The following is a 23501-nucleotide window of genomic DNA, read 5'->3' as shown; positions in this document are numbered from 1 at the left end:
CTTGAGTTGAAATTTTTGGGATTTAAAGCAAATGGTGATTATTTTTACAGGAGTGTAAATAAATGAATTTTCAAGATTACATCAGTTCTTCACCTGAAGAACGTCTGCAACAATTTTTAAACACCCTTTCCGTGACCAACCGAACCCCAGAGTATTATGTTAACTGGAGAAAAGTTGAACGAGAAACAAGGAAGTTTGAATTAGAACTGAATACATTAAATTATCTAATTGGTAAAGAAGATATTTATAATATTGCGTTAGAATTATTTCAAAATCAACCGGACTTGCTAAAAGCGGTGCCAAGTTTGATTGCTAGTCGTGAAAAGGTTTTGGATATTCTGACGATAGATAATGACGATAACATGTCTTTTGAGCAATTGAACTTTAAAAAAATAGATACTAGCAGATTAAACGACTACCTGAATTTTATAGAGCAAGCTGGTTTGCTAGAATTTTTACAACTTCATGCCAATCGTTCTTTGGTTGATTATGTTTATGGGGTGGAAACAGGATTAGATAGCAATGCTTGAAAAAATCGTAGTGGTGGAACTATGGAAGGTATTCTTGAACGTAGCGTTGCAAAAGTTTGTCAACCGTATGAATTGGAGTTTAAAGCTCAAGCCACAGCATCTTTCATTAAAGAATATTGGAATATAGAAGTTCCAGTTGATAAATCTCAGCGTCGCTTTGATATGGCTGTTTATTCTAAAGAAAGACATAAAGTATGGCTGATTGAAACCAATTATTATGGTGGAGGTGGAAGTAAACTCAAGGCGGTTGCAGGAGAGTTTACGGAATTAAGTCAGTTTGTCAGGACTTCTTTAGATGATGTTGAGTTTGTTTGGGTTACGGATGGACTAGGTTGGAAAATTGCTCATTTACCTCTAGCAGAGGCATTTGGACATATTACCAATATTTTTAATTTAGAAATGCTGAAAGATGGATTTTTGTTTGAATTATTCGACCTTGATTAAAAATTTGAATCGCATAAGTTGGTGTTAAACATAATCTATACTAATTCACTTACTAAATTATTTTAATGAATTTATCTTGCTAGCTACCTTGATTAAAGTGTTGGAAAAGGTTACAAATTTATGTTACAATAGTCCCATGAAATCAAAAAAAATAGTGGCGTCTGTTCTTGCTCTAGCTGGGTTAGGGGTAGCTGCTTATGCAGGGAAAAAAATAGTAGAAGATAAAAAGCGGGCTCAGAAACAAGAAGAGATGGTAGCTGAAATCAGGCAACTCTTTTTGGATATGGGAGTGATTGCGACTCTTTACGTAGAACTTTATAAGAGTGATGATAGTCTCTTAGAGGGTGGTGTGATATTTGAGGATGGTCGCCACTACAGTTTTGTCTATGAGGACGGAATTTTGCATTATGAGGAGGAGTAGGCATGATTATTCCTAAGAATCTTGAAGAATTGGCAAGCTATGTTGAAAGTGTTCAAAAGGTGGTTTTCTTTTTCACTGCTGATTGGTGTCCAGACTGCCAGTTCATCTATCCCGTTATGCCTGAAATTGAAGCCCTCCATCCAGATATGACCTTTGTGCGTGTTAACCGTGATGATTATATGGATTTGGCACAAACTTGGAATATCTTTGGTATTCCAAGTTTTGTCGTGACTCAAAAAGGTCAGGAATTGGGACGCTTGGTCAATAAAGCTCGTAAAACCAAAGAAGAAATCAATGCCTTTTTGTCGGAGATTTAAAAGATGAAAATCAATCATTTTCTTAATTTCTCTCTTGATATTTCAGAAACTAAAGAAAGGTATCTGACAGAAAAAAATGAGGAGATCATCGAAGAATTATGCCAAGTTTTAGTAGAGCATTCCAAAATTGAAAGTGATATCTTCCTAAAACACCAAGAAATAAACACCTACAAAAAGGAAAATAATCTTCCTACACATCAAACTATTCCTGGAGAAATGGAGTTATTTGATGAATTTAAAGAGAAGTTGACTCCTTTAGCTCAAAAACACTTGACTGACAACTGTTATAAAAGAGGTTTTTCAGCTTCTTTTGGTTCTCCAGGCACCTATGATTTTGTGTTAGAGCCCTGTCGAGTTAAGTTTATTATGAAGAGTAAGGCTAAGATGTTTCTCGAATTTTCTTATGGGAATGACTTTTGGTACCATAAACAATTTATCGTAAAGTTAACAGAGAGTGACTGGAAAATTGACAAGATTAGTTATCGCTATGGTAGTAATGACGATTCTTTGCATGTCAGTCGATTTTAAAATCTATAAAAGAACCATTGAAGGAGAACCCATGATTTTTGCATACAATAAGGAACAAGTTGGTGACGTTTTGTTGGTTATCTTGGAAGATACTAAGGACATCAAACGTAGCGTAGAACGTAAAGGTAAAGTGGCGCGTGTCACAGCTGATGAAACAGGCAAGACTCTTGCTTGGAATATTTTTGAAGCGTCAAGCCTCATTGATATTGAAGGTAACGGTCAAGTTTTCTTGTCAGACCAAGATGTAGCTATTTTGAACGAGGAATTGGCTAAAGAGGGCTTTGAAGAGCGTTTGGAAAACATACAAGGTCCAGTCTTTGTGGTTGGACAAATTGATGAAATGGTTGCACATCCAGACAGTGACCACCTGAACATCTGCCAAGTGAACATCGGTGATAAGAAGGTCCAAATCGTTGCAGGAGCACCAAACGCAGCGCTTGGTCTTAAAACTATCGTAGCTCTTCCTGGTGCTATGATGCCTAGCGGTGCCCTTATCTTCCCAGGAAAACTTCGTGGTGAAGATAGTTATGGTATGATGTGTGCCCCACGTGAGTTGGCACTTCCAAATGCCCCACAAAAACGTGGTATTATTGAACTTGATGACTCAGCAGTAGTCGGAGAGGCTTTTGATCCTGAAAAACATTGGACTGCATAATAAAAAAGTTGCAAATAAAAGCAACTTTTTTATTTTTCTGCGAATAATTAAGTAGGAGGACATCATATGTATAATAAAGTTATTTTAATCGGTCGCTTGGTTTCAACACCTGAAGTTACTAAAACCAGCAATGATAAATCAGTTGCCCGTGCAACGCTTGCTGTGAATCGTCGATTTAAAGGGCAAAATGGAGAACGTGAAGCAGACTTTGTGAACCTAGTAGTCTGGGGAAAGTTAGCTGAAACAATGGCAAGTTATGCTAGTAAGGGTAGTCTTATATCGGTTGATGGTGAAATTCGTACCCGTCGTTATGAGAAAAATGGACAGATGCAATATGTGACAGAAGTCCTTTGTAATGGATTCCAATTGTTAGAGAGCCGTGCACAACGTGCAATGAGAGAAAATAATCTTACCCAAGATTTGGCGGATCTTGTATTGGAAGAAGAAGAACTTCCCTTTTAATAATTGTTGAAAGTAAGACTAGTTTGGTATGTGAATTGGTGAAAACGTATAAGTTAGCTCCCTTCGTCCAATAGGACTCTCCTTAAAATATCTCTCTAAAAATAAATAAGAATAGCTTTCCCTTGTCAGTATTATCATCAGATAAGTTCTGCTCTCTCGGGTTCTTGCTTTTTATGGGGGATCTCTCTGAATTCAATTTTAATCTCCCTCTAATCTTCTATCCTAACTTTTGCGTTTGTATCCATAAGCAAAACTGGTCTATATGAATATTCATTAAAAACTTTGCCAAAAAGGCAGAGTTTTTTCTTGACTATTTCTGACCAAGTGATACAATAGAAACATAAGTTAGCACTCAATATCAAAGAGTGCTAATCCTCTTGAGAAGGAAGAACAGCATTTGTAGGGTTGCTCTTGCCATCTAACGAGGTAAATAATGGAGGAAATACGATGTTAAAACCATTAGGAGACCGTGTGGTCTTAAAAGTTGAAGAAAAAGAACAAACTGTAGGTGCTTTTGTCCTTGCAGGTGCAGCTCAGGACAAGACTCAGATTGCAGAAGTGATCGCTACAGGCGTTGGTGCTCGTACACTGACAGGTGAGTTAGTTGAACCAAGCGTGAGCGTGGGAGACCGGGTTTTAGTTGAGAGCCATGCTGGGGTAGATGTCAAGGATGGGGATGAAAAGTACCTTATCGTTGGTGAAGCAAGCATTCTTGCAATTATTGACTAATACAAAAATAGGATGTCCCATGACGTTAAGACTTAATTGTTCTGAGTTGGAATGGCATTTTATGAATATGTAAGATAGAAAGAAGGAAACGTATGGCAAAAGATATTAAATTTTCATCAGATGCACGCTCTGCAATGGTGCGTGGAGTTGATATTTTAGCAGATACTGTTAAAGTAACCCTCGGTCCTAAGGGGCGGAATGTTGTTTTAGAAAAATCCTTTGGTTCGCCATTAATTACAAATGATGGGGTAACGATTGCTAAGGAAATTGAACTAGAAGACCATTTTGAAAATATGGGAGCTAAGCTTGTCAGTGAAGTGGCTTCAAAAACAAATGATATTGCAGGTGATGGAACGACTACGGCTACTGTTTTAACACAGGCGATTGTACGTGAAGGGATTAAAAACGTGACTGCTGGGGCAAATCCAATTGGCATTCGTCGTGGGATTGAAACAGCAGTGGCAACAGCAGTAGAAGAACTTAAAACTATTGCTCAGCCTGTATCTGGTAAAGAAGCGATCGCTCAAGTTGCAGCAGTTTCTTCTCGTTCTGAGAAAGTTGGAGAATACATTTCAGAAGCGATGGAAAAAGTTGGAAATGACGGAGTCATTACAATCGAGGAATCTCGGGGAATGGAAACCGAGTTAGATGTGGTTGAGGGCATGCAGTTTGACCGTGGTTACCTTTCACAGTATATGGTAACGGATAATGAAAAGATGGTGGCTGATCTTGAAAACCCATATATCTTAATCACGGATAAGAAGATTTCAAATATCCAAGAAATCTTGCCACTTTTGGAAAGTATTCTTCAAAGCAATCGTCCACTTTTGATCATCGCAGATGATGTGGATGGAGAAGCACTACCAACCTTGGTTCTCAATAAAATCCGTGGAACCTTTAACGTAGTTGCGGTTAAAGCGCCAGGATTTGGTGATCGTCGTAAGGCTATGTTGGAAGACATCGCTATCTTGACGGGTGGTACAGTTATTACGGAGGATCTTGGTTTAGAGCTAAAAGATGCCACTATTGAAGCACTCGGGCAAGCTGCTAAAGTTACGGTTGATAAGGACAGCACTGTTATCGTAGAGGGTGCTGGAAATCCAGAAGCAATCTTAAATCGTGTAGCCGTTATCAAGTCTCAAATCGAAACCACAACATCAGAGTTTGATCGTGAAAAATTGCAAGAACGTTTAGCGAAATTGTCAGGTGGTGTGGCTGTTATTAAGGTGGGTGCTGCAACAGAGACAGAGCTTAAGGAAATGAAACTTCGTATTGAAGATGCACTGAATGCAACTCGTGCAGCTGTGGAAGAAGGAATTGTATCTGGTGGTGGTACAGCCTTTGTCAATACTCTCTCAGCTGTTGCTGCTCTTGAACTAGATGGAGATGAGGCGACAGGGCGGAACATTGTTCTTCGTGCTTTGGAAGAACCTGTTCGTCAAATCGCGCATAATGCAGGATTTGAAGGGTCAATCATCATTGATCGTTTGAAGAACGCAGAAGTTGGTACAGGCTTCAATGCTGCAACAGGAGAGTGGGTCAACATGATTGAAACAGGAATTATCGATCCTGTTAAGGTCAGTCGCTCGGCTCTACAAAATGCAGCTTCAGTTGCTAGCCTTATCCTCACAACAGAAGCTGTTGTCGCAAATCAGCCAGAACCAGTTAGTCCAGCTCCAGCAATGGATCCAAGCATGATGGGTGGAATGATGTAAGGTAAAGCAGAGTAAAAGGATGGGTTAGTCCTTATGAAAGAAAATCCCTTGAGTTCAATCTGACTCAAGGGATTTTTAGATAGGTTCCAAGGGATATGTGAGGAAGCTAGATTCATTTCACTAATTCAAATTCAGACATTAATCCCCTTATAGTTTTGTAAATACATTGAGGTTAACTGACAATCATCCTGATGATACCTTTAGCTGGGGCAGTATATTGTAACAGGGACTCACTATTAATTGTATTTCGATCTAATCTTTTGAAAATGTTGCTAATCTAGCACAGATGCGCCATTGCTCTCAATGACTTCCTGATACCAATAGAAAGAATCCTTGCGGGAGCGGTCATAGGTCCCATGCCCCTCATCATCCGCATCCACATAGATGAAGCCATAGCGCTTGCTCATTTCAGAAGTCGATGCGGACACCAGGTCAATACAGCCCCAAGGCGTGTAGCCCATGAGCTCCACTCCGTCCTCAATGGCCTCATACATCTGCTCAATGTGGGCTTTCATATAGTTGATGCGGTAGCTGTCATGGATCGACCCGTCTGCTTCTACCTTGTCCAGCGCACCGAGGCCGTTTTCCACGACAAAGAGCGGTACCTGATAACGGTCATAGAGGTTGTTGAGTGTGATGCGCAGGCCCACCGGATCAATCTGCCAGCCCCAGTCAGAGGCTTCTAGGTAAGGATTTTTCTCACCTAGAGAGAAGTTGCCGGCTGTCTTTTCGCCGGAGCCTTCTGAGGCCCGTGCTATTGAGCTCATATAATAGCTGAAGGACATGAAATCAACTGGGTATTGAGCCAGCAGCTCCAAGTCGCCATCCGCAATCTCCAGCTCAATGCCCTTTTCTTTAAAGAAACGCTTGGCATAGGCAGGGTATTTGCCTCTTACCTGCACATCGGAGAAGAAGAGGTTTTCATGGTCTTTTTTGATCTCTTCCATGACATCCAGCGGATTGCAGGTGGCAGGATAAGCCTGCATACGGGCCAGCATCATGCCGACCTGAAACTGAGGATTGATCTCTCGCGCAGCCTTGACTGCGAGACTTGACGCCACAAACTGATGATGGGCCGCCTGATAGAGGTCTTGGAAATTCTGTTTGCCGTCTTCAAAGAGAAGGCCGCCGCCGACATAGCCCGAAATGCCCATAATATTGATTTCGTTAAAAGTCAGCCAGTATTTGACCTTGTCCTGATAGCGCTCAAAGACTGTCCTGGCGTACTTTTCAAAGAAGGCAATCACTCTTCGGTCTTTCCAGCCGCCGTATTCCAAAGCCAGATGAATCGGTGTTTCATAGTGGGAGAGGGTCACCAAGGGTTCAATGCCGTATTTGCCCAGCTCATCAAAAACCGCATCATAGAAGGCCAGACCTTCTTCATTGGGCTGGGCATCATCGCCATTTGGGAAAATCCGGCTCCAGGCAATCGAGAGGCGGAAGGTCTTAAAGCCCATTTCCGCAAAGAGGGCAATGTCTTCCTTGTAGCGGTGGTAAAAGTCCGTTCCCCAGCGCTTGGGATAGAGCCCCTCCTTGTCATGAAGGGCAAACTCGACTTTTTCCCGGGTCATCGCCGCTGAAAATCCTTCTAAGTTCTGACGTTCTTCAGGCTGAACTGCCTTGGCGGTATCCGATGTTGCCGGACCGCGGCCGCCCAGATCCCAGCCGCCTTCGTACTGGTTGGCTGCCGTAGCCCCGCCCCAGAGAAAGCCTTTTGGAAATTGTTTTTTTGTCATCTGTATCACCTCGCTAATGTTTGATACAATTATAACTGATATCGGCGCCTATTTCTCGTAGAATTAGGAAAAATAGTGATACTATTCTATGATGTTTTGCGAACAAATCGAATCGTTTATGACCGATAACTGTTTATTACTTTTTATAATCCAAGATAAAATTATGATATAATGAAGAGGAAAAGGGGAGAGCCATGCCTAAAATTGATGTTTTTGCTCATGTATTATTACCACAATACTACCACAATATGCTCGCTATTGAGCCTAAATTAGCCGATTTATTTCCTTTTATCCAGAATCCTTTGTTGATGGACATGGGTAAGCGACGTGAGTTCTGGGATGGAAAAACCCAACAAATTCTTTCGTATGTAAATATTAATCCAGAAGATTATGTGTCTTCGGAACGTTCTCCTTTCCTTTGCCGTCAAGCAAATCAGGAGCTGGAGAGAGTTGTTTCTGAAAATAAAGATATGTTTCTAGCAGGAGTTGCTATGGTCCCCATGAACAACCTAGCAGAAACGGTGAACATAATAAAAGATATTGCTGTATCGGAACACTTGGTTGGGATTCAACTTTTTACTAGAGCCTTGGGTAAGTCAATTGCAGATGAGGAATTCCGTATTGTTTTTGAAACGTGTTCTCGTCTTGGGCTACCAATTTGGCTTCATCCGATCTTTGATGACCGAAAGCCAGATAATAATATTGTCTTTTCTTGGGAATATGAGCTGACTCAAGCCATGCTACAAATCGTTCAAGCAGACCTCTATCGAGATTTTCCAAACTTAAAAATTATTGTTCACCATGCTGGTGCCATGATTCCATTTTTTGCTGAACGAATCCGGCATATTCTTCCTAAGGAGCAAGAGCGAGATTTTCACCAGTTTTATGTGGATACTGCTATATTAGGAAACCCGAAGGCACTTGAGTTGACTGTGGATTATTTTGGGGTGGATCGGGTCCTTTTTGGTACAGACGCACCACTTGGGATTCAACCTGCAGGAGCTAGCCAAGTTATTATCGATGCGATTGAGCAATTACCACTATCGGAGAAAGAAAGAAAAGCCATTTTCACAGAAAATAGTCTTGTAGTCATTGGAAGGAAAGATTGATATGAAACCTATTGTTCACCTTTTTCACCTCAGTGTGGCTCCAGCTGACGTGCATGATTTTCATGAAGCTGGTGTGTATAACCTCATGACCTCACAGAGACAGGAAACAGGAACCCTTGCTATGTATGCGAGTCGTTTTAAGGACTTTTCCACAGAATTCATCGTTTTTGAAGTATATGCAGATGAAGTTTCTTATCAAACCCATAGAGCTTCTCCACAATTTCAGTATTATGTGGACAAGGTTGGTGGAAAACTGCTTCGAAAAGACTCCTTTGAGGTAGAAGCTGTTTTTCTAGAAGAAAAGTTATCCACAGGAGAGTGGCTTGGGAAGGAAGAGTTTTGTCTTAAATTTGCTAAAGTAGAAACGACTAAGGAGGGGATTGTAGGCTTTACAAAGAGTGTCTTAGAAAATATGAAGACCTCCCTAGCGGTGGAAGATGGGGTGCTTGCCATGTACGCTATGAGAGAGGTGAAAAAGCCAACTTGTTGGTATTTTTATGAAATCTATGCTAGTGAGGAAGCGTACCAAAGGCATCGACAGACCCCACATTTTCAAACCTACCTTATCGAAACGGAGGAACTTTTAGTAGAGAAACAATTACATGACTTGCTAAATGATATAGCCGTTACAAAGGGAAAGAATAAATTTTTAGAAAGATAAATGAAAAAGAGTTGAGACAGACCTCCAAGATTGCCTTACAATCAGAGGATCTATCTCAACTTCTTTTTTATGGTATAGGAGTTGATTTACTTATTTTTTGAGTTATCAAAGTTAATCCAAAATACAATTTTATCTTCAGTTGTTTTTAAGTGATAAGGGAGTTTTTCATGTTCTAGTAGGCTTTTAATAATAAACAGTCCTAGACCCGATCCTTTATTTGGGATGGTTGTGTCTGTGGAAAAGACATTGATAAGTCTTTCGAGTTCATGGTTGTCAGCTGTGTTTTCAATAGTCAGCCAGCTTCCTTGCTGACAAATGTAGATAGAACTACCGTTTTTTGAGTGTTTGATGGCATTGCTGATAAGGTTAGATAGGATGAGATTTAGAATGCTAGGATTAAGCATGGCCTCTAGTTGATGAACCTGATTATGAATCTTGATTTTTTTGTCTTTTATAAGGAGGTGATACTCTAGGATGAGGTTTTCTATGCTTTCTGCTAAGGAAATTCTCTCTTTTTTTTCTTGCAAATCTTGGACGGAGGAAAGGGTCAGAATCTGCCCCACATGACCACTGAGTTGTTCTACGATTTGGTTGGCTTGGGCGAGGTAGCGATCTCTGTCTTTGTAACGACCGACCTTGTAGAGCATATTTTCAAGGAGAATATGAAGGCTGGCAAGGGGAGTCTTGAGCTCATGGGAAGCTCCACGTAAAAACTCTATTTTCATTCGTTCCAATTTGAGAATGGCGGTATTTTTCTGGGATATATCAGAAATTGCTGTCAGAAGATGATGGTAGAGACGATTGATTTGCTCTTTTAGTTGTCCAATCTCATCTTGAGAATCAACTGTTAATTGGGCAGTTGGGTCTAATTTCATCATATGGTTAGTCATTTGTTTGATTTCCAAAATTGGTGCCACAATCATTCGAGCATAGAGATAGGCGATAAGGAGGGATATCAGAAAGGACGTTACAAGTGTGTAAGGGAGGTAACGTAGGCTTAAGTCCTGGGCTGATTTTTGCAAATCCATAGAGATGATAAATTGCAGAGTCAGAGTTTGGCCATCTTGATCATGAATGGTTCTTTCTTCGATTACGAGAGAGGTGGTTTGACGTTTTTTATTAATTGGAAGTTTTGACAAAATCTCGATGTTGTTTTTTGTCGCCCTCTCCTTGATGTTTCCTTTGATTTCACTGGTTTCGGAGTAGAGGGCTAGTACTTGAGCGATAGTTTCTGGCTGCTTGCCTTCTAATGACTGGGCAATCGCTGTTGCTTGATCTACTAAATTCTCCTGTTCCTTATTTAGATAGGTTGTTGGGAAGAGGAGATAAATAGCTAGATGGAGGCTGATAACAAGAATAGAAAAGATCGAAAAGGTGGAAATAAAGATTTTCGTAAATAGACCTAAAGGCTTCATTTTCTCTCCAATTTGTAACCGACATTGCGCACAGTGAGGATGCAGTCTAGTTTCAATTTTTTTCTAAGTTCCTTGATATAGACATCGACAACTCGGTCAAAAGGGGCGTCTTGCGAATTTTTCCAAAGGGCATCAAGAATTTGGGTTCGACTCAATACCTGCCCCTCGTGTTGAACGAGGTAGTGTAGAATTTCAAACTCCTTGGCATGAAGCACAACCTCTTGATCGTTTAGTTCGGCACGATAGCTTTCAAAGTTGACACGAGCTTCTTTATAGGAAAAAGTTTCCTGTTTTTTATAGTAGCGTTTGAGGATGGCTTCCATGCGAATTTTGAGAAGAGCTAGTGAAAAAGGTTTTTCTAAGTAGCCATCTGCTAAGGAAGAAAAAGCTGTCATTTTATAGTTTTCGTCCTGAAAAGCTGTCAAGATGAGAATGGGAACGGTACTGACTTGACGAATCTTTTCTAATACAGAAAGTCCGTTTAGTTTGGGAAGCTGGATATCAAGGAGAACTAAATCGATAGGATGGTTCGTAAACAAGTCTAAGGCTTCAACACCGTTAGTAGCCTCCAATGTTTCATAACCACAGTCATTTAAATAATCACTTATCCCCTCTCGGATGATGGTTTCATCTTCGACAATTAATATCTTCATGTAATTCTTTCTAAAATGGTCATTCACTTGATTGAGAGATGATTTCTTTACAGTAGCATATTGTTCTGTTAAAAATTGAGGTGATGACTCAGGCAGTTTTTTATTTTTTTATGGATTACTTTTATTATACTTTATTTTATAAGGAATAGATAGAATGTCTATTCATTTTCTAATAACAAAGTTTTCGCCTCTTTCCGTAGAAGTGGATAGGCAGCGATTGTCACTGCAAGAACTAAAAGGAGAAGACTGAGGGAAAAGACTAGACTAAATTGACTAAAATCAATTGTGATGGCTAAATCCGTTAGAGTCTTGTTGAAACCATCAACCTCAGCACCTCCCCCTAAATTAGAGGTTTGTACGGCCTTACTAGTCTCTTTAGCAATCGTAGTAGTTACGTCAGATAAGAGATAGCGTCCAATATCAGTCGCTGTGTAATTGGCTAAGGAGTAAGTTAATATCAGGGCTGGTAGAGCGATTAGAATTGCTTCAGTGACGAACTGTCCCCAAATTGAGAGGTGTTTAAGACCGATGGATAAGAAGATACCGACTTCCTTACGGCGAGCATTGATCCATAGTCCAAAAAACAAGAGGAGAAGTAAAATAGAAAGAATCAAGCCACCCCAGAAGAGAAAATCGGCCATACGATACATACCTGATATGGATTTTTCGAGGGCTGGGTAGTTAGATGAACTTTTGATGAGATTATAAGACTGCCAGTCAATGCTTTGGATAGAGGTGAGTTTTTTCATAACAGAGTCTAGATTTTTGTCTGCTGCAACAAAGAAAGTCGCATCTTCATATAGGGCTGTCTGTTCGTCATAACCATAGAGGGCAGAAGCTGTCTGGATATCAGTAATAGCTGTATTTTCATAGAGTTCTTGAGCGTAGGTGACGGAACCTTGGTTGTGTCCGTCAAACAGTCCTTTGATGGTGATATCAATAGATACCTTAGCTTGTTTTTGGTTATCAGCATCATAAATATTAGAAGAAAGTTGGATTTTATCTCCTACTTTCCAACCATGTTTCCTTGCTAAATCCTTGTGAAGTAAAATTTGTCCTTTATCTCCATCGGTAAGATGCTGTCCTTCGACTAGTTGGTAGACACCAGAAACAAACTTATCTTCTTTCAAAGAGTCATTGACCCCAGTTAACATGAGGCTATGACCAAATCGTGCAGCACGATCGGGTGTCAAATTTTGCTTGGTTTCAGGAGTTTCGATTAAGTCATATCCAGTTAAATCTCCAATAGTATTGATTCGCTTGATGTAAGAAATAATCGCTTTGTTTTGATTGATGATCGTTTGAATGTCGTTTCCTTTGAGATTTCCTGCACCGCGCGGGGTTCCTTGGTTGACTCGACGGTTGATTTGCATAGAAAAGCTATTCGTGATTTCTTTAAAGGATTCTCTAGATGCTTGATTTGTTGCTTCTTTGATGGCTATTCCGACTAAGCTCATGCTGGACATTAGGAGAATCACTAAAAAAATGACCAGAGATTTGAAATAGTTTCTGCGAATATAGGCAAGTGCTCTTTGTAACATAGGACTCCTTTCGTGTTGAAAAACAGTTAGTATAGTTTCATTATTGATGATTTACTTCAATTAATCGTTTGTTTTTTAATTCCAGCTGAATATCAGAAGCAAGGGCTACTTCTTTGCTGTGAGTTACAACGATGACGCATTTTCCCTGATCGTGGGCTAGACGCTGTAATAATGCGACAATTTCTGAAGTGGTTTTGGGGTCTAGATTACCAGTCGGTTCATCAGCTAGAAGGACAGGGGTGTTTGAGGCCAAGCTACGAGCTAGAGCTACTCGTTGTTGTTGCCCACCTGATAATTGCAGGACATTGCGTTTGATTTGATTTTCTTTTAACCCCAAGTCTAGGAGGACCTGTTTATCTGCTTTTTTATGAACTAAGCGAATATTTTCCAGTGGGGATAGATAATCGATCAGGTTATAATGTTGAAAAACGAGAGAAATTTGTTCTTTTCGGTGATGAGAATAGCCTTTTTCTCGGATATCGGTGCCATCAAATAAGATGGATCCCTCAACAGGAGTATCTAAGCCAGCAAGTAAAGATAGTAGAGTTGACTTTCCTGAACCGGACTCTCCGATAATACTATAAAATGTACCAGTTTCAAATGGGTAATGAATCTGGTATAAAACTGCTTCGGCAGTATGTTGGTAGCGATAGGTTACGTTTTGTAATTCTAATATAGTCATAGTTTCTCCTTTATTATCGAATAGTTGTTAAGAGTGATCTAGGATTTTTCCAAAAAAAGATGAGAAAGGATAGGCTTAGAGTCAGAGCTGATAAAATGAGTAACAGACAATAAGCATGCAGAAAAGATGGGAAACTGCCTTCTTGCTGGCCAGTAAATAGGATTTGGCCTTTTGTAAAAACGGTATCCAATATAGCAGGACTAGAAAGATTCACGATGCCAAGAGCCAGTGGTAGACTAAACAGCGATAAAAGAACGATTTCGAAGCTAAATTGACTTAAGATATTAGTCTTGGATTTTCCGAGAGACAAAAGAATTCCCACCTCATAGACACGTTCTCGCATCCAAAGAGATAACACTAAGAGTAGAGTCCCTCCGCCTGTAATGATAATTCCTATGAGAAACAGTTGTAAAAAAGACTGACTAGCAGAAAGGCTATCTTTGATTTGAGTGAATTCCTTATCATTTTTTTCGACTTGAAATCCTTGTTGAGAGAGGTTCAACTGGTTAACTTGTTCTAAAATGCTACTCATTTGTTCGGGATGTTCAAGATAAAAGTGGGCACTAGTGATCAGTGGTTTTTGTTCTCCAAGGAGTTTCTGGCTGGAGTTATAGTCGCTAAATACGGTATTTTCACTAAAATCTGAGGATAAACCTGTAAACTCTTCTTCCTTTTTTCCTGTAAAAATACCGATAATTTCATAGTTAATGGGCTTGTTGGTCGCCTTGTTTGTCTGAGAAGAAACTAGCTTCAGTGTATCATGTAAAGTTAATCCATTTTTTTTTGCTAATTCCTGATGGATGAGAATTTTGTGTCTGTCATCTTTATTGAGATGACGTCCAGCTATTAGAGTAAAGGCAGTACTTCTAAAGATAGGGTCTTTGTCCGAGTCGTTTAAAGCCTTTAAATTTAGTAATTGCTGGTTTGCTATATCGAGGTCCTCTCTCTGGATATATTGTTGTCCTGCTACTACCTGATGATTGAGTAGGGTCACATTTGTCTCCAGCTCTGGTGCTAGCTGGGAAATTCCTTTAATCGAGCGAATGTTTTTTACTTCATCTAAAGGGAAAGTTACTCCTTTCTCTATTTTTTTTATCGTAAAGGATGTATTAAGGGAGTGAACAAGCTGTTTTTTTAGTAGGTGGTTTTGATCTAGGATGGTCAAACATATCGCCATACTGGTTAATAAAAGAGTTAAAATCAGGAATAAAATAAGACTTCTCATTCGCTTTCGGCTAATATAAGCCCAAGCTCTGTGAATTGGATTCATAAGCTACCTCCGTTTTATAAGATGAGTATAAACCAGAAATGTGAAGTAGTGATGAAATAAGGATATATAAGTAAAAAAATGATGACGTTTTCCTAGATTTTTTGAAGATTCGAGAGTATAATGTTATAATGAATATTAGGAATTAGTTTACTTCTAAATCAGAGACCCCAGAAAATGTAGGATTTTTTGTTGGATTTAGGATGAGTTCTTAGAAAATATGGATGTTGTAACAGTCCATTTTCATCTAGGACTACTAAATTTGAGAAGTAATAAACAAGTGAGAGGTTAAGATATGAAACCATATTTTGGAGATAAACAAAGTCGTTTTTCCTTAAGAAAATTAAGCATAGGGCTTGTTTCAGCTACGATTTCAAGTTTGTTTATTGTAGCGATTTCAGGAAATGAACCTGTTCAGGCACAAGAAAATATAAGGATTCAGTATAAATATGTTACTGATGCGGAGTTGAGTTCCTCAGAAAAGGAATTGATTGTGAGTGATATTCCAAGGGTAGCAGAGGAGGATAGTATTTATTATCTTGTTTATCAAATGGATTCTAAAACAGGAACCGAGACGCTACCTCATACAGGTGGCGTAAGTAATGGAACCCCATTCTTATTTGGTAGTGTTTTGGCTACGACAAGCATTCTTATTTTGCTGATATCAAAGGGAAGAGTAAAACGGAAACTCTTTTTGACCTTGCTACTCTCTACTGGTCTTGGAGGAGGTCTGATTCTGACAGTCAGTGCATTAGAAAACAAGCAATTCTTTGATTTTAATACGAATTATCAGCTTGTCAGTGGAGAAAAGCTACCCCTTCCTCAATCTATAGCAGGCTACAGTTATATTGGTTATATAAAGAATGGTATCGAGAATAGCAGTTTAGATAAAACTACTAGGGATTCAATTGAATCATCTCAATGGGAAAGTGAGGTGAAAAAAGGAATCAAAAGAATTTTACCTCAAATAGCGAAAGGAATTCTCTCTGGCCAGTTTGAAACTCCCCTATCCAAAACTGATGATAAGGAGATAAAAAAGGGAAATAACAATAGTGACCAGCCGGGATACTCGCAATTGACTTCGCCAGTTATTGAACCAGTATTGCCAGACGATACAGACTCTCAATCCGGCTCTATTGTAGCACCTGCAGTTCAAGACGCCTTACCAGAGTACAGTGGTCCTCAATCCGGCTCCATTGTAGCCCCTGCAGTTCAAGACGCCTTACCAGAGTACAGTGGTCCTCAATCCGGCTCCATTGTAGCCCCTGCAGTTCAAGATTCCTTACCAGAATACAGTGGCCCTCAATCCGGCTCCATTGTAACACCTGCAGTTCAAGATGAGTTACCAGAATACAGTGGCCCTCAATCCGGCTCCATCGTAGCACCTGAAGTTCAAGATGAGTTACCAGAATACAGTGGCCCTCAATCCGGCTCCATCGTAGCCCCCGCAGTTCAAGATTCCTTACCAGAGTACAGCGGTCCTCAATTCGGTTCCGTTGTAGCCCCTGCAGTTCAAGATGAGTTACCAGAATACAATGGCCCTCAATCCGGTTCCATCGTAGCACCTGAAGAACGTCCTTCTCTAGAAGTTTATAAGGGAGATGGAAGTGATGAGTTTGCCAGTCAGGGAGATCCTATTGAAAAGCAACAAAATCTTAAGAAAACCTTAGAAGTTAGGAGTATCTCTGATATAGAATTATACCGAGTATCAGACGGAGAATACAAACAAGAATTTCTGTTGGATCATTTCCCAAGTGATACAGAGAATTATTTTATCAAAATAAAATCCTCTAAATGGAAAGATAGAGTGATACCTGTTTCATCAATTGTTGAAAGTGAAAAAAATGGTCAAGCGGCATATAAAATCACTGCGTATCTGGAGACTGCTAACCATGACACAATAGGAGACTCTGGAAACCCAGTTACATTTTATATAGGCAAAAGAATAAAAGGTGAGAAAAAAGTCTTCACTTCATTTGCCAATCTGGTAGAGGCCATAGAAAAGAATCCAAATGGGACTTATTATCTTGGGGCTAGTTTAAATGCTCTCGAGGTCGCATTGCCTGAAAAAGCCACAAGCTACATTTCTACCCCTTTTACTGGAAAATTGATTGGAGAAAAGGACGGGAAGAGTTATGCTATCGATCATTTGACTAAGCCCTTGTTTAGCATTTTAGATGGAGCTACGGTAGAAAATCTTACCTTGGATCATGTCATGATATCATCAAAAGAGAATGTTGGTGCACTTGCAAATGAGATAAAACACTCTAGTCATATTCAAAATGTTCATGTGGTTGGTGAACTGATGGGAGAGCGTGGGCTAGGTGGTCTAGCCTGGAAAGTAGAAAATTCTAGGATTACAAATAGTAGTTTTGAAGGAAACCTAACAAACCAAGTGGAAACAAATGCTAGTTATGAAATTGGTGGTTTAGCCGGTCAAATAATAGGCAAGCAGGCAGAAATAGTTACATCTAGAGCAAACATCATCCTTTCCACAAATGCTACAAAATCAGATCAAGTAGTCGGCGGTCTAGCTGGACTTGTAGCACAAGATGCAGCAATCAGAAGTAGTTACGCACAAGGAAAAATCAATAACAGTCAGCCGTATGCTAGAGTTGGTGGTTTAGTAGGATCTCTTTGGGATGTGTTTTCTAATAAAGAGCAACATTCTGGTACCTTATCTCGTGTTCTTAGTGATGTTGTTGTTCAAAATGGAGGCTCGATCAGTGGGTATTCGTTTACGGGAATGAAAGTAACGGAAACTTATCAAACTCCTCAATCGGAGCGTTCTACAGTAAATGACCATGGAATCGTGATAAAAGATGACCAAATCGAAGAGAAAAAAGTAGTCCTTGTTCCTAAAGTGAGGACGAGAGTGGAACCTCTTCTGAATCGAATTCATAAAGAAAGTGATTTTACGGCAGTGGCGACCTATCAAGCTAAAAGAGAGGTAGCTTATAGAAATATTGAAAAAATGCTTCCTTTTTATAATAAGGAAACGATTGTAGCTTATGGAAATCTAGTTGGCGAGGATAGTAACCTTTATCAAAAAGAACTCCTCTCTCTTGTAATGATGAAAGGGAGTGAAATTATTACTGATCTTGCCTCCGATAAACAGAGTGCTGATACATTATTATTGCATTATCAGGATGCCTCATCTGAAAAACTAGAGATTAGTTATCGATCTGACTTTGAGGGGCTACCGGAATACAGTGTAGGAAAAACAGGACTGTTGTACACTCCTAATCAATTTTTGATAGATAGTAGTCCGATTGTTCAAGCTGTTTTACCAGAATTACAAGCGATTGCCTATCAATCCGAAGGTATTCGAAAAGTCTTGGGGATTTCATCAGCTAATCAGCAACGGGATCTGTATCTAGAGGAGCAGTTTACGAAGACACAAGATAGTTTGGAGGAGACACTGAAAAAACTACTCTCGTCAGATGCCGTACTGCTTCACCAAAGTCAAGCAATCAATGATGCGATTATCAACAAGATTCGAAATCACAAGGAGGCATTCTTACTAGGTTTGGCCTATTTGGAACGTTGGTACAACTTTTATTATGGTGATGTCAGTGCCAAAGATTTAGTTCTTTACCATATGGATTTCTTTGGAAATAGTGCGGTTTCACCGCTTGACACCATCATAGAGTTGGGTCAGTCCGGCTATGCAAATCTGGTGGCGAAACAGAATGTCGCAACCTTTGCTGGCAGTTTAGCTAAGAAATTTGGTCGAAAGGACTTATTTACTGCGTTAGAAGGGTATCGAAAGGTATTTTTACCAACTCAAACCAATAATGACTGGTTTAAAAGTCAAACAAAGGCTTTTATAGTGGAAGAAAAATCAACTATCCCTGAAGTAAGAGAAAAACAAAGTCAAGCAAATTCAATCTACTCTATTGGGGTATATGACAGACTGACAAGTAAAAATTGGAACTATCAAAATATGGTCTTACCCCTATTAACGTTGCCTGAAAAGTCTGTTTTTGTGGTGGCTACTATTTCAAGTCTTGGATTTGGTGCTTATGATCGGTATAGAGATAGCCATCATAGAGCAGGAGATGAACTGAATCATTTCGTAGAAGACAATGTGCGTGAGACGGCTAAACGCCATCGGGATCACTATGATTATTGGTATAAACTACTGGATGAAACAAACCGTAAGAAATTATTTAGAAACATTTTACTATATGATGCTTATCAGTTTGGGACAGATAATGAGCTCGGAAAGCCAACAAAAGTAGCCAATCTTTATGATTCTAATCCAGCCATGAAGCATTTCTTTGGTCCAGTTGGTAATGATGTGATGCATAATGAACACGGAGCCTATGCGACAGGGGATGCAGTCTACTTTATGTCTTATCGCATGCTAGACAAAGATGGAGCTGTTACCTATACTCATGAGATGACACATGATTCGGATGGTGATATTTATTTGGGTGGCTATGGTAGACGAAGTGGATTGGGGCCTGAGTTCTTTGCAAAAGGCCTTCTTCAGGCTCCAGATCATCCAGATGATGCGACCATTACGATTAATTCGATTTTGAAGTACAACAAAGCAGATGGGGCAGAAAAAATTCGTTTGCAGGTACTGGACCCAACGGAACGCTTCCAAAGTTCAGAAGACTTGAGGACTTATCTCCATAATCTGTTTGATGTGATTTATCTGCTCGAATACCTAGAAGGACAGTCAGTTGTGAAATTGACGGCAAACGAAAAACTCCGAGTCCTTCGTAAGATTGAGAATCAGTATCTTCCCGATCGTGATGGCAATAGTATCTATGCTACAAATGTTGTTAGAAGATTGTCGCTTGCTGAGGCAGAACGTTTGACTTCATTTCATCAGTTGATTGAGGAGAATATTCTCTCAGCTCGAAGTTACACAGAAGGCACTTATGCTAGAAATGGCTATTATACAATTCAGCTATTTTCTCCGATTTATGCGGCTTTAAGCAGTGAAAAAGGAACTCCAGGTGATTTGATGGGACGCAGAATTGCTTATGAACTCTTGGCAGCAAAAGGCTTTCAGGATGGGATGGTTCCTTATATCTCTAACCAGTTTGAAAAAGAGGCGAGGGAAAGAGGAAAGGTTATCACTTCTTATGGTGTGACAAAAGGGTTGGTTACAGATGATCTGGTCCTTGAAAAAGTATTTCAAGGTCAGTATCCATCTTGGGTTGCTTTTAAAAAAGCGATGTATCAAGAACGGATACTTCAATTCCCTTATTTAAACAAGGTGACATTCGTCGACCCTAAAGAACCATGGTATAAAAATGTTACCAAAACCATTACTAGGATAGATGAACTGCAGAAATTAATGGATGAAGCTGTTCGTAAGGACTTAGAAGTGGATGATGGGGTTAATGAGATGCCTGAGTACAGTAGTGCTGTCCACAAGTTGAAAAAGGCTGTCTTTAAAGCCTACTTAGACAAGACGGATGACTTTAGATCTTCTATTTTCCAACATCAGAAATAATCATTATAGAATTAATTCCCGTGTGGTGGATCCACATGGGAATTTTCCTTGAAGGGCGTGAAAAAGTTTTATTAGAGCAGAAATGACTAATATAGGGAGGAGAGTTTTGATTAAATTTTCAGACAATTTTAAGAAAAAATTTGACTTCCCCCTTCTTTTTTGTTAGGCTATTACTAGAGAAGAAAGGGGAAGAGATGAACAAGCGGTGGATAGGGTGCTTTGTGACGGTGGGATTGGTTCTATTATCACTGTCTATTGGCCCCAACGATGCCTTTGGCTGGCAGGCACTCTTTCGTGGAGAAAGTCAAGCACGGCAACTCTTTGTGGAGTCCCGTCTCCCAAGGACCTTGGCCATTGTGATGACCAGTGGGGTGATTAGTTTAGCAGGTTTACTCATGCAGACGATTACCCAAAACCCTTATGCCGCACCTTCTACAACAGGAACGACAGAAGCCTCTCAGTTAGGAATCTTGGTCTCCCTTTTCCTCTTTACCAAAGCCACATTGTTCCAGAAGATGAGTTTGGCCTTTTGCTCGGCTCTGCTCTTTACGGGAGTCTTCTTGCTGGTGTTGAGACGGATGCAATTTAAGGAAAAATGGATGTTGCCCTTGGTGGGGATGATTTACAGCGGGATTATCGGTGCCTTGGGGCAGGCCTTGGCTTATCGCTTTCACCTTATCCAATCCATGACTTCCTGGAGTCAGGGCTCCTTTTCCATGATTCAACGCAATCAGTATGAGTGGCTTTTCTTGACGCTTCTGGTCTTTTTAGGGATCTGGCTCTATTCGGAGTCCTTCTCGATTATGTCCCTGGGCGAAGAAGCCAGCTCTGGGAAAAAAGGAGGCGGGAATCACGGTTCTTCCCTCAGTTTTGAAAGTGTTAGCCAGGTCAACCCAGATTTGATTTTTGTCGTAGACCGGACCTTGGCGATTGGTGGCGATGATACCCAAAATTCCGACATTCTTAACAACAGCCTCCTCCAAGCAACCAATGCTGGAAAGAACAAGAAAATCGTGACCTTAACACCAGATTTGTGGTACCTTTCTGGTGGCGGCCTAGAATCTACCAAACTCATGTTTGAAGAAGTCGCGAAATACGCTGGAAACTAAGAAGACAGTAGGATTCTTGGCTCGAAAATTCTGAAGCAAGTCAAAAAGTGTCCAACCATAGATATGCGGTAGTAAAAACGGCATAATACAGTGGTTGATTGGTATCTTAGTTTACTTTTAATAATGATGGAAACAAGACTTCTTTTATCTACAACCTCAAACAGTCTTCTAGATAGTTTAAACTGTGAGGGGGTGGGAAAACGAACTCTCTTTATTGGTTGGAGTTCTTTCCCACCCCATTTTTGTTTTGGAAAGTAAAAAACGGGGTGAAAAGTGATTCCTTTGTCTTGTTAGGCACGACTGCGGTCGGCAACAAGATTCTTAGAGCAAGTGTTATCTAGGTCTTAAAAAAATCGATAAAAAATGAAAACTTTAAGCTTATTTTATGGTAATTTTAAAAGAAATAGTGTATAATAGTTTTATCAAGTAAAGACCTCCTAAACTTTATTTGATGTGGTTGTCGAATGACGACCAGGAAAAATCCTAAACTTTTTCATAATAATCTCCCATAGAAGTCACCGAATACGGTGGCTTTTTCTGTATTTTAAAATGGCTTGAAACCAGAGATTCTACTAGATAGTAGACTACGAAATATTAGTGATAGAGGACCAGTGTATTTCTATTTTTTAATGCTTCTTTGCTTCATTTTGGTGCAGCACATAAAAATAGTTGTTTCTCTTTTCAAGTCGTGATAGGATAGGGTATAGTGAGAGTGGGAACGAAATTTTTCATATAGAAGGGAAAAAACGCTTATTTCAGCCTTTTCTTTTTGGATTTAGTGGAAAAGTTTAGATTCTGATTTATATGAAGTAAACCAATCAGAATGAAATGTTATTTACGATTTTAAATGAAAGATGATGTTTAGAATTGTAGAGGAGATTCTTCTCAATTTCTCTCATCACAATGATTTATAAATAAGATATTAAAGGGAGTATAGTATCATGACTCATTTCATTGTCTTTTTCGACATTGATGGTACGCTGGTGGACAGTCAAGGGAAGGTAACGAATGAAACTCGTCAAGCCATCCAACAATTAAAGGGAAATGGGCACCTGCCTGTTGTCTGTACAGGTCGTGGAAGAGGAGAGTTAGGGAGTATTATGGCAGATGCGGGGATTGAGACTGCGATTTTGCTGAATGGTATGGAGTTAGTCCACAATAATGAGCTGATTTTTCAAGGACATGTGGCAGTAGAATTAGTCGCAAAGTTAAAGGGATTAAGCAGTCGAAAAGGACATGAATTAGGCTATTACTCTGATGGTGCTATTAAGGTAGAGTGTCATAGCCGGACGATGAAGCAAAATTTTAAGCATTTCCATCAATCTTTACCACAGCTAGGAGATAGTATAGCTAGTCGTGCCAATTGTCAGATGTTGCTCCTTTTTAGCAGTGATTCATCTTTAGATCAGTTTTATATGGATAATCTGCCACAGTTGACCTTTGCACGAAATAGCCCCTATTCCCTCGATGTTACACCAAAAGGATGGGACAAAGGTACTGGTATACGGCATTTGATGGAAATTTTGGATTTAGCAGGACCAACGGTTGCTTTTGGTGACGGACTGAACGATCTTTCGATGTTTTCGGTAGTAGATAGATCAATAGCAATGGGAAATGCTAAGAAAGAAGTAAAAGAAATGGCTGATAGAGTAACCTTGACAAATGATCAGGGAGGGATTCCAGTGGCTTTGCAAGAGCTCGGATTGGTTTAGTGATTGTCTTTAGCTCTTCCTAAACATCTGTATTTAAACATTTGTATCTTAGGAATTCTTCTAATTTAGAGCAGTTGAGGAAGGTGATTATTAGAATGAAAATCTAATTGCTAAGTGTATTGATAGTGGTTTGGGGAGTTAAGTTGGGATTAGATAGGATGATTTTTCCTTCGATGGCAAAGTTTCAATAGCTGTTCATAGGTAGATTCTATCTAAGCTGAGCAAGAGGGAAAAGCTCGAAAACTCCTAAATTGAAAATCCCCATATGTGTTTGAATTTTGCTATAATCCCATCTTTGACAGTTTTTTGAAAACAAAGATCCCCTAAATGCTGATATGA

General features: G+C 39.8%; 18 protein-coding genes and 1 pseudogene. 13 read left to right on the top strand and 6 right to left on the bottom strand.

Translation table 11 applies throughout. The features are described 5' to 3' along the window. Positions 1-62: 62 nt before the first annotated feature. The 8 genes and pseudogenes from STRDD10_RS04430 to groL all read left to right on the top strand — a co-directional run bounded on the left by STRDD10_RS04430 (position 63) and on the right by groL (position 5801). Positions 63-974: pseudogene (locus STRDD10_RS04430) on the top strand (type II restriction endonuclease). Positions 975-1110: 136 nt separating this feature from the next. Further along, positions 1111-1395, top strand: a complete 285-nt coding sequence (locus STRDD10_RS04425) for a DUF4651 domain-containing protein (RefSeq protein WP_067193751.1) — start codon at positions 1111-1113, stop codon at positions 1393-1395. Between the two features lie 2 nt (positions 1396-1397). Continuing rightward, complete coding sequence (locus STRDD10_RS04420; protein ID WP_067193460.1) at positions 1398-1712, top strand: thioredoxin family protein; 315 nt, start codon at positions 1398-1400, stop codon at positions 1710-1712. Positions 1713-1715: 3 nt separating this feature from the next. Beyond that, positions 1716-2240, top strand: a complete 525-nt coding sequence (locus STRDD10_RS04415) for a hypothetical protein (protein WP_067193458.1) — start codon at positions 1716-1718, stop codon at positions 2238-2240. Between the two features lie 31 nt (positions 2241-2271). Then, the gene (ytpR, locus tag STRDD10_RS04410; RefSeq protein WP_067193456.1) at positions 2272-2895 is read left to right on the top strand and encodes a YtpR family tRNA-binding protein; all 624 of its coding nucleotides are present in this window, start codon (positions 2272-2274) and stop codon (positions 2893-2895) included. Between the two features lie 66 nt (positions 2896-2961). Next, entirely contained in the window at positions 2962-3357 is a 396-nt protein-coding gene (locus STRDD10_RS04405; RefSeq protein WP_067193454.1) for a single-stranded DNA-binding protein, read from the top strand. A gap of 447 nt (positions 3358-3804) precedes the next feature. Then, positions 3805-4086 carry a co-chaperone GroES gene (gene groES, locus STRDD10_RS04400; RefSeq protein WP_067193452.1) on the top strand — a complete coding sequence of 94 codons (282 nt, stop codon included), beginning with the start codon at positions 3805-3807 and terminating at the stop codon, positions 4084-4086. A gap of 92 nt (positions 4087-4178) precedes the next feature. Next, positions 4179-5801 carry a chaperonin GroEL gene (gene groL / locus STRDD10_RS04395; RefSeq protein WP_067193450.1) on the top strand — a complete coding sequence of 541 codons (1623 nt, stop codon included), beginning with the start codon at positions 4179-4181 and terminating at the stop codon, positions 5799-5801. Positions 5802-6073: 272 nt separating this feature from the next. On the opposite strand, the gene STRDD10_RS04390 is transcribed toward groL, so the two are convergent. After that, positions 6074-7537, bottom strand: coding sequence for a glycoside hydrolase family 1 protein (locus tag STRDD10_RS04390; protein ID WP_067193449.1), 1464 nt, complete (start codon positions 7535-7537; stop codon positions 6074-6076). A 194-nt stretch (positions 7538-7731) separates the two neighbouring features. Between STRDD10_RS04390 and STRDD10_RS04385 the strand changes: the two genes are divergently transcribed. Both STRDD10_RS04385 and STRDD10_RS04380 read left to right on the top strand, forming a co-directional pair. Then, a complete protein-coding gene (locus STRDD10_RS04385) occupies positions 7732-8646 on the top strand; it encodes an amidohydrolase family protein (protein WP_067193447.1) in 915 nt (304 codons plus the stop codon). Between the two features lies 1 nt (position 8647). Then, positions 8648-9307, top strand: coding sequence for a putative quinol monooxygenase (locus tag STRDD10_RS04380; protein ID WP_067193446.1), 660 nt, complete (start codon positions 8648-8650; stop codon positions 9305-9307). Between the two features lie 86 nt (positions 9308-9393). Here STRDD10_RS04380 and STRDD10_RS04375 read toward each other — a convergent pair whose 3' ends face one another. The 5 genes from STRDD10_RS04375 to STRDD10_RS04355 form a co-directional block, all read right to left on the bottom strand. Further along, positions 9394-10722 carry a sensor histidine kinase gene (locus tag STRDD10_RS04375; protein WP_067193445.1) on the bottom strand — a complete coding sequence of 443 codons (1329 nt, stop codon included), beginning with the start codon at positions 10720-10722 and terminating at the stop codon, positions 9394-9396. Then, on the bottom strand, positions 10719-11375 hold the full coding sequence (locus STRDD10_RS04370; protein WP_067193444.1) for a response regulator transcription factor: 657 nt from the start codon (positions 11373-11375) through the stop codon (positions 10719-10721). Before STRDD10_RS04370 ends, STRDD10_RS04375 begins: the two co-directional genes overlap by 4 nt. 158 nt (positions 11376-11533) lie before the next feature. After that, complete coding sequence (locus STRDD10_RS04365; protein ID WP_067193442.1) at positions 11534-12916, bottom strand: FtsX-like permease family protein; 1383 nt, start codon at positions 12914-12916, stop codon at positions 11534-11536. A gap of 40 nt (positions 12917-12956) precedes the next feature. Then, positions 12957-13598: an ABC transporter ATP-binding protein gene (locus STRDD10_RS04360; protein ID WP_067193440.1), complete on the bottom strand. Its 642-nt coding sequence runs from the start codon at positions 13596-13598 to the stop codon at positions 12957-12959. A 13-nt stretch (positions 13599-13611) separates the two neighbouring features. Beyond that, positions 13612-14868, bottom strand: coding sequence for an ABC transporter permease (locus tag STRDD10_RS04355; protein WP_067193438.1), 1257 nt, complete (start codon positions 14866-14868; stop codon positions 13612-13614). A gap of 292 nt (positions 14869-15160) precedes the next feature. On the opposite strand from STRDD10_RS04355, the gene STRDD10_RS04350 reads away from it, so the two are divergent. The 3 genes from STRDD10_RS04350 (at position 15161) to STRDD10_RS04340 (ending at position 23162) form a co-directional block, all read left to right on the top strand. Beyond that, positions 15161-20341, top strand: a complete 5181-nt coding sequence (locus STRDD10_RS04350) for a ZmpA/ZmpB/ZmpC family metallo-endopeptidase (protein ID WP_067193436.1) — start codon at positions 15161-15163, stop codon at positions 20339-20341. Between the two features lie 194 nt (positions 20342-20535). After that, complete coding sequence (locus STRDD10_RS04345) at positions 20536-21450, top strand: iron chelate uptake ABC transporter family permease subunit (protein WP_067193435.1); 915 nt, start codon at positions 20536-20538, stop codon at positions 21448-21450. Positions 21451-22391: 941 nt separating this feature from the next. Continuing rightward, the gene (locus tag STRDD10_RS04340; protein WP_067193433.1) at positions 22392-23162 is read left to right on the top strand and encodes a Cof-type HAD-IIB family hydrolase; all 771 of its coding nucleotides are present in this window, start codon (positions 22392-22394) and stop codon (positions 23160-23162) included. The last annotated feature ends 339 nt before the right edge of the window (positions 23163-23501 follow it).

It is taken from the genome of Streptococcus sp. DD10 (genome assembly GCF_001578805.1).
GTDB lineage: Bacteria > Bacillota > Bacilli > Lactobacillales > Streptococcaceae > Streptococcus.
This window is presented reverse-complemented; position numbering and strand designations above follow the sequence as displayed.

Coding starts and splice junctions, on each gene's coding strand:
- STRDD10_RS04425 (WP_067193751.1), top strand. CDS start 1,111: ATGAAATCAAAAAAAATAGTGGCGTCTGTTCTTGCTCTAGCTGGGTTA.
- STRDD10_RS04420 (WP_067193460.1), top strand. CDS start 1,398: ATGATTATTCCTAAGAATCTTGAAGAATTGGCAAGCTATGTTGAAAGT.
- STRDD10_RS04415 (WP_067193458.1), top strand. CDS start 1,716: ATGAAAATCAATCATTTTCTTAATTTCTCTCTTGATATTTCAGAAACT.
- ytpR (WP_067193456.1), top strand. CDS start 2,272: ATGATTTTTGCATACAATAAGGAACAAGTTGGTGACGTTTTGTTGGTT.
- STRDD10_RS04405 (WP_067193454.1), top strand. CDS start 2,962: ATGTATAATAAAGTTATTTTAATCGGTCGCTTGGTTTCAACACCTGAA.
- groES (WP_067193452.1), top strand. CDS start 3,805: ATGTTAAAACCATTAGGAGACCGTGTGGTCTTAAAAGTTGAAGAAAAA.
- groL (WP_067193450.1), top strand. CDS start 4,179: ATGGCAAAAGATATTAAATTTTCATCAGATGCACGCTCTGCAATGGTG.
- STRDD10_RS04390 (WP_067193449.1), bottom strand. CDS start 7,537: ATGACAAAAAAACAATTTCCAAAAGGCTTTCTCTGGGGCGGGGCTACG.
- STRDD10_RS04385 (WP_067193447.1), top strand. CDS start 7,732: ATGCCTAAAATTGATGTTTTTGCTCATGTATTATTACCACAATACTAC.
- STRDD10_RS04380 (WP_067193446.1), top strand. CDS start 8,648: ATGAAACCTATTGTTCACCTTTTTCACCTCAGTGTGGCTCCAGCTGAC.
- STRDD10_RS04375 (WP_067193445.1), bottom strand. CDS start 10,722: ATGAAGCCTTTAGGTCTATTTACGAAAATCTTTATTTCCACCTTTTCG.
- STRDD10_RS04370 (WP_067193444.1), bottom strand. CDS start 11,375: ATGAAGATATTAATTGTCGAAGATGAAACCATCATCCGAGAGGGGATA.
- STRDD10_RS04365 (WP_067193442.1), bottom strand. CDS start 12,916: ATGTTACAAAGAGCACTTGCCTATATTCGCAGAAACTATTTCAAATCT.
- STRDD10_RS04360 (WP_067193440.1), bottom strand. CDS start 13,598: ATGACTATATTAGAATTACAAAACGTAACCTATCGCTACCAACATACT.
- STRDD10_RS04355 (WP_067193438.1), bottom strand. CDS start 14,868: ATGAATCCAATTCACAGAGCTTGGGCTTATATTAGCCGAAAGCGAATG.
- STRDD10_RS04350 (WP_067193436.1), top strand. CDS start 15,161: ATGAAACCATATTTTGGAGATAAACAAAGTCGTTTTTCCTTAAGAAAA.
- STRDD10_RS04345 (WP_067193435.1), top strand. CDS start 20,536: ATGAACAAGCGGTGGATAGGGTGCTTTGTGACGGTGGGATTGGTTCTA.
- STRDD10_RS04340 (WP_067193433.1), top strand. CDS start 22,392: ATGACTCATTTCATTGTCTTTTTCGACATTGATGGTACGCTGGTGGAC.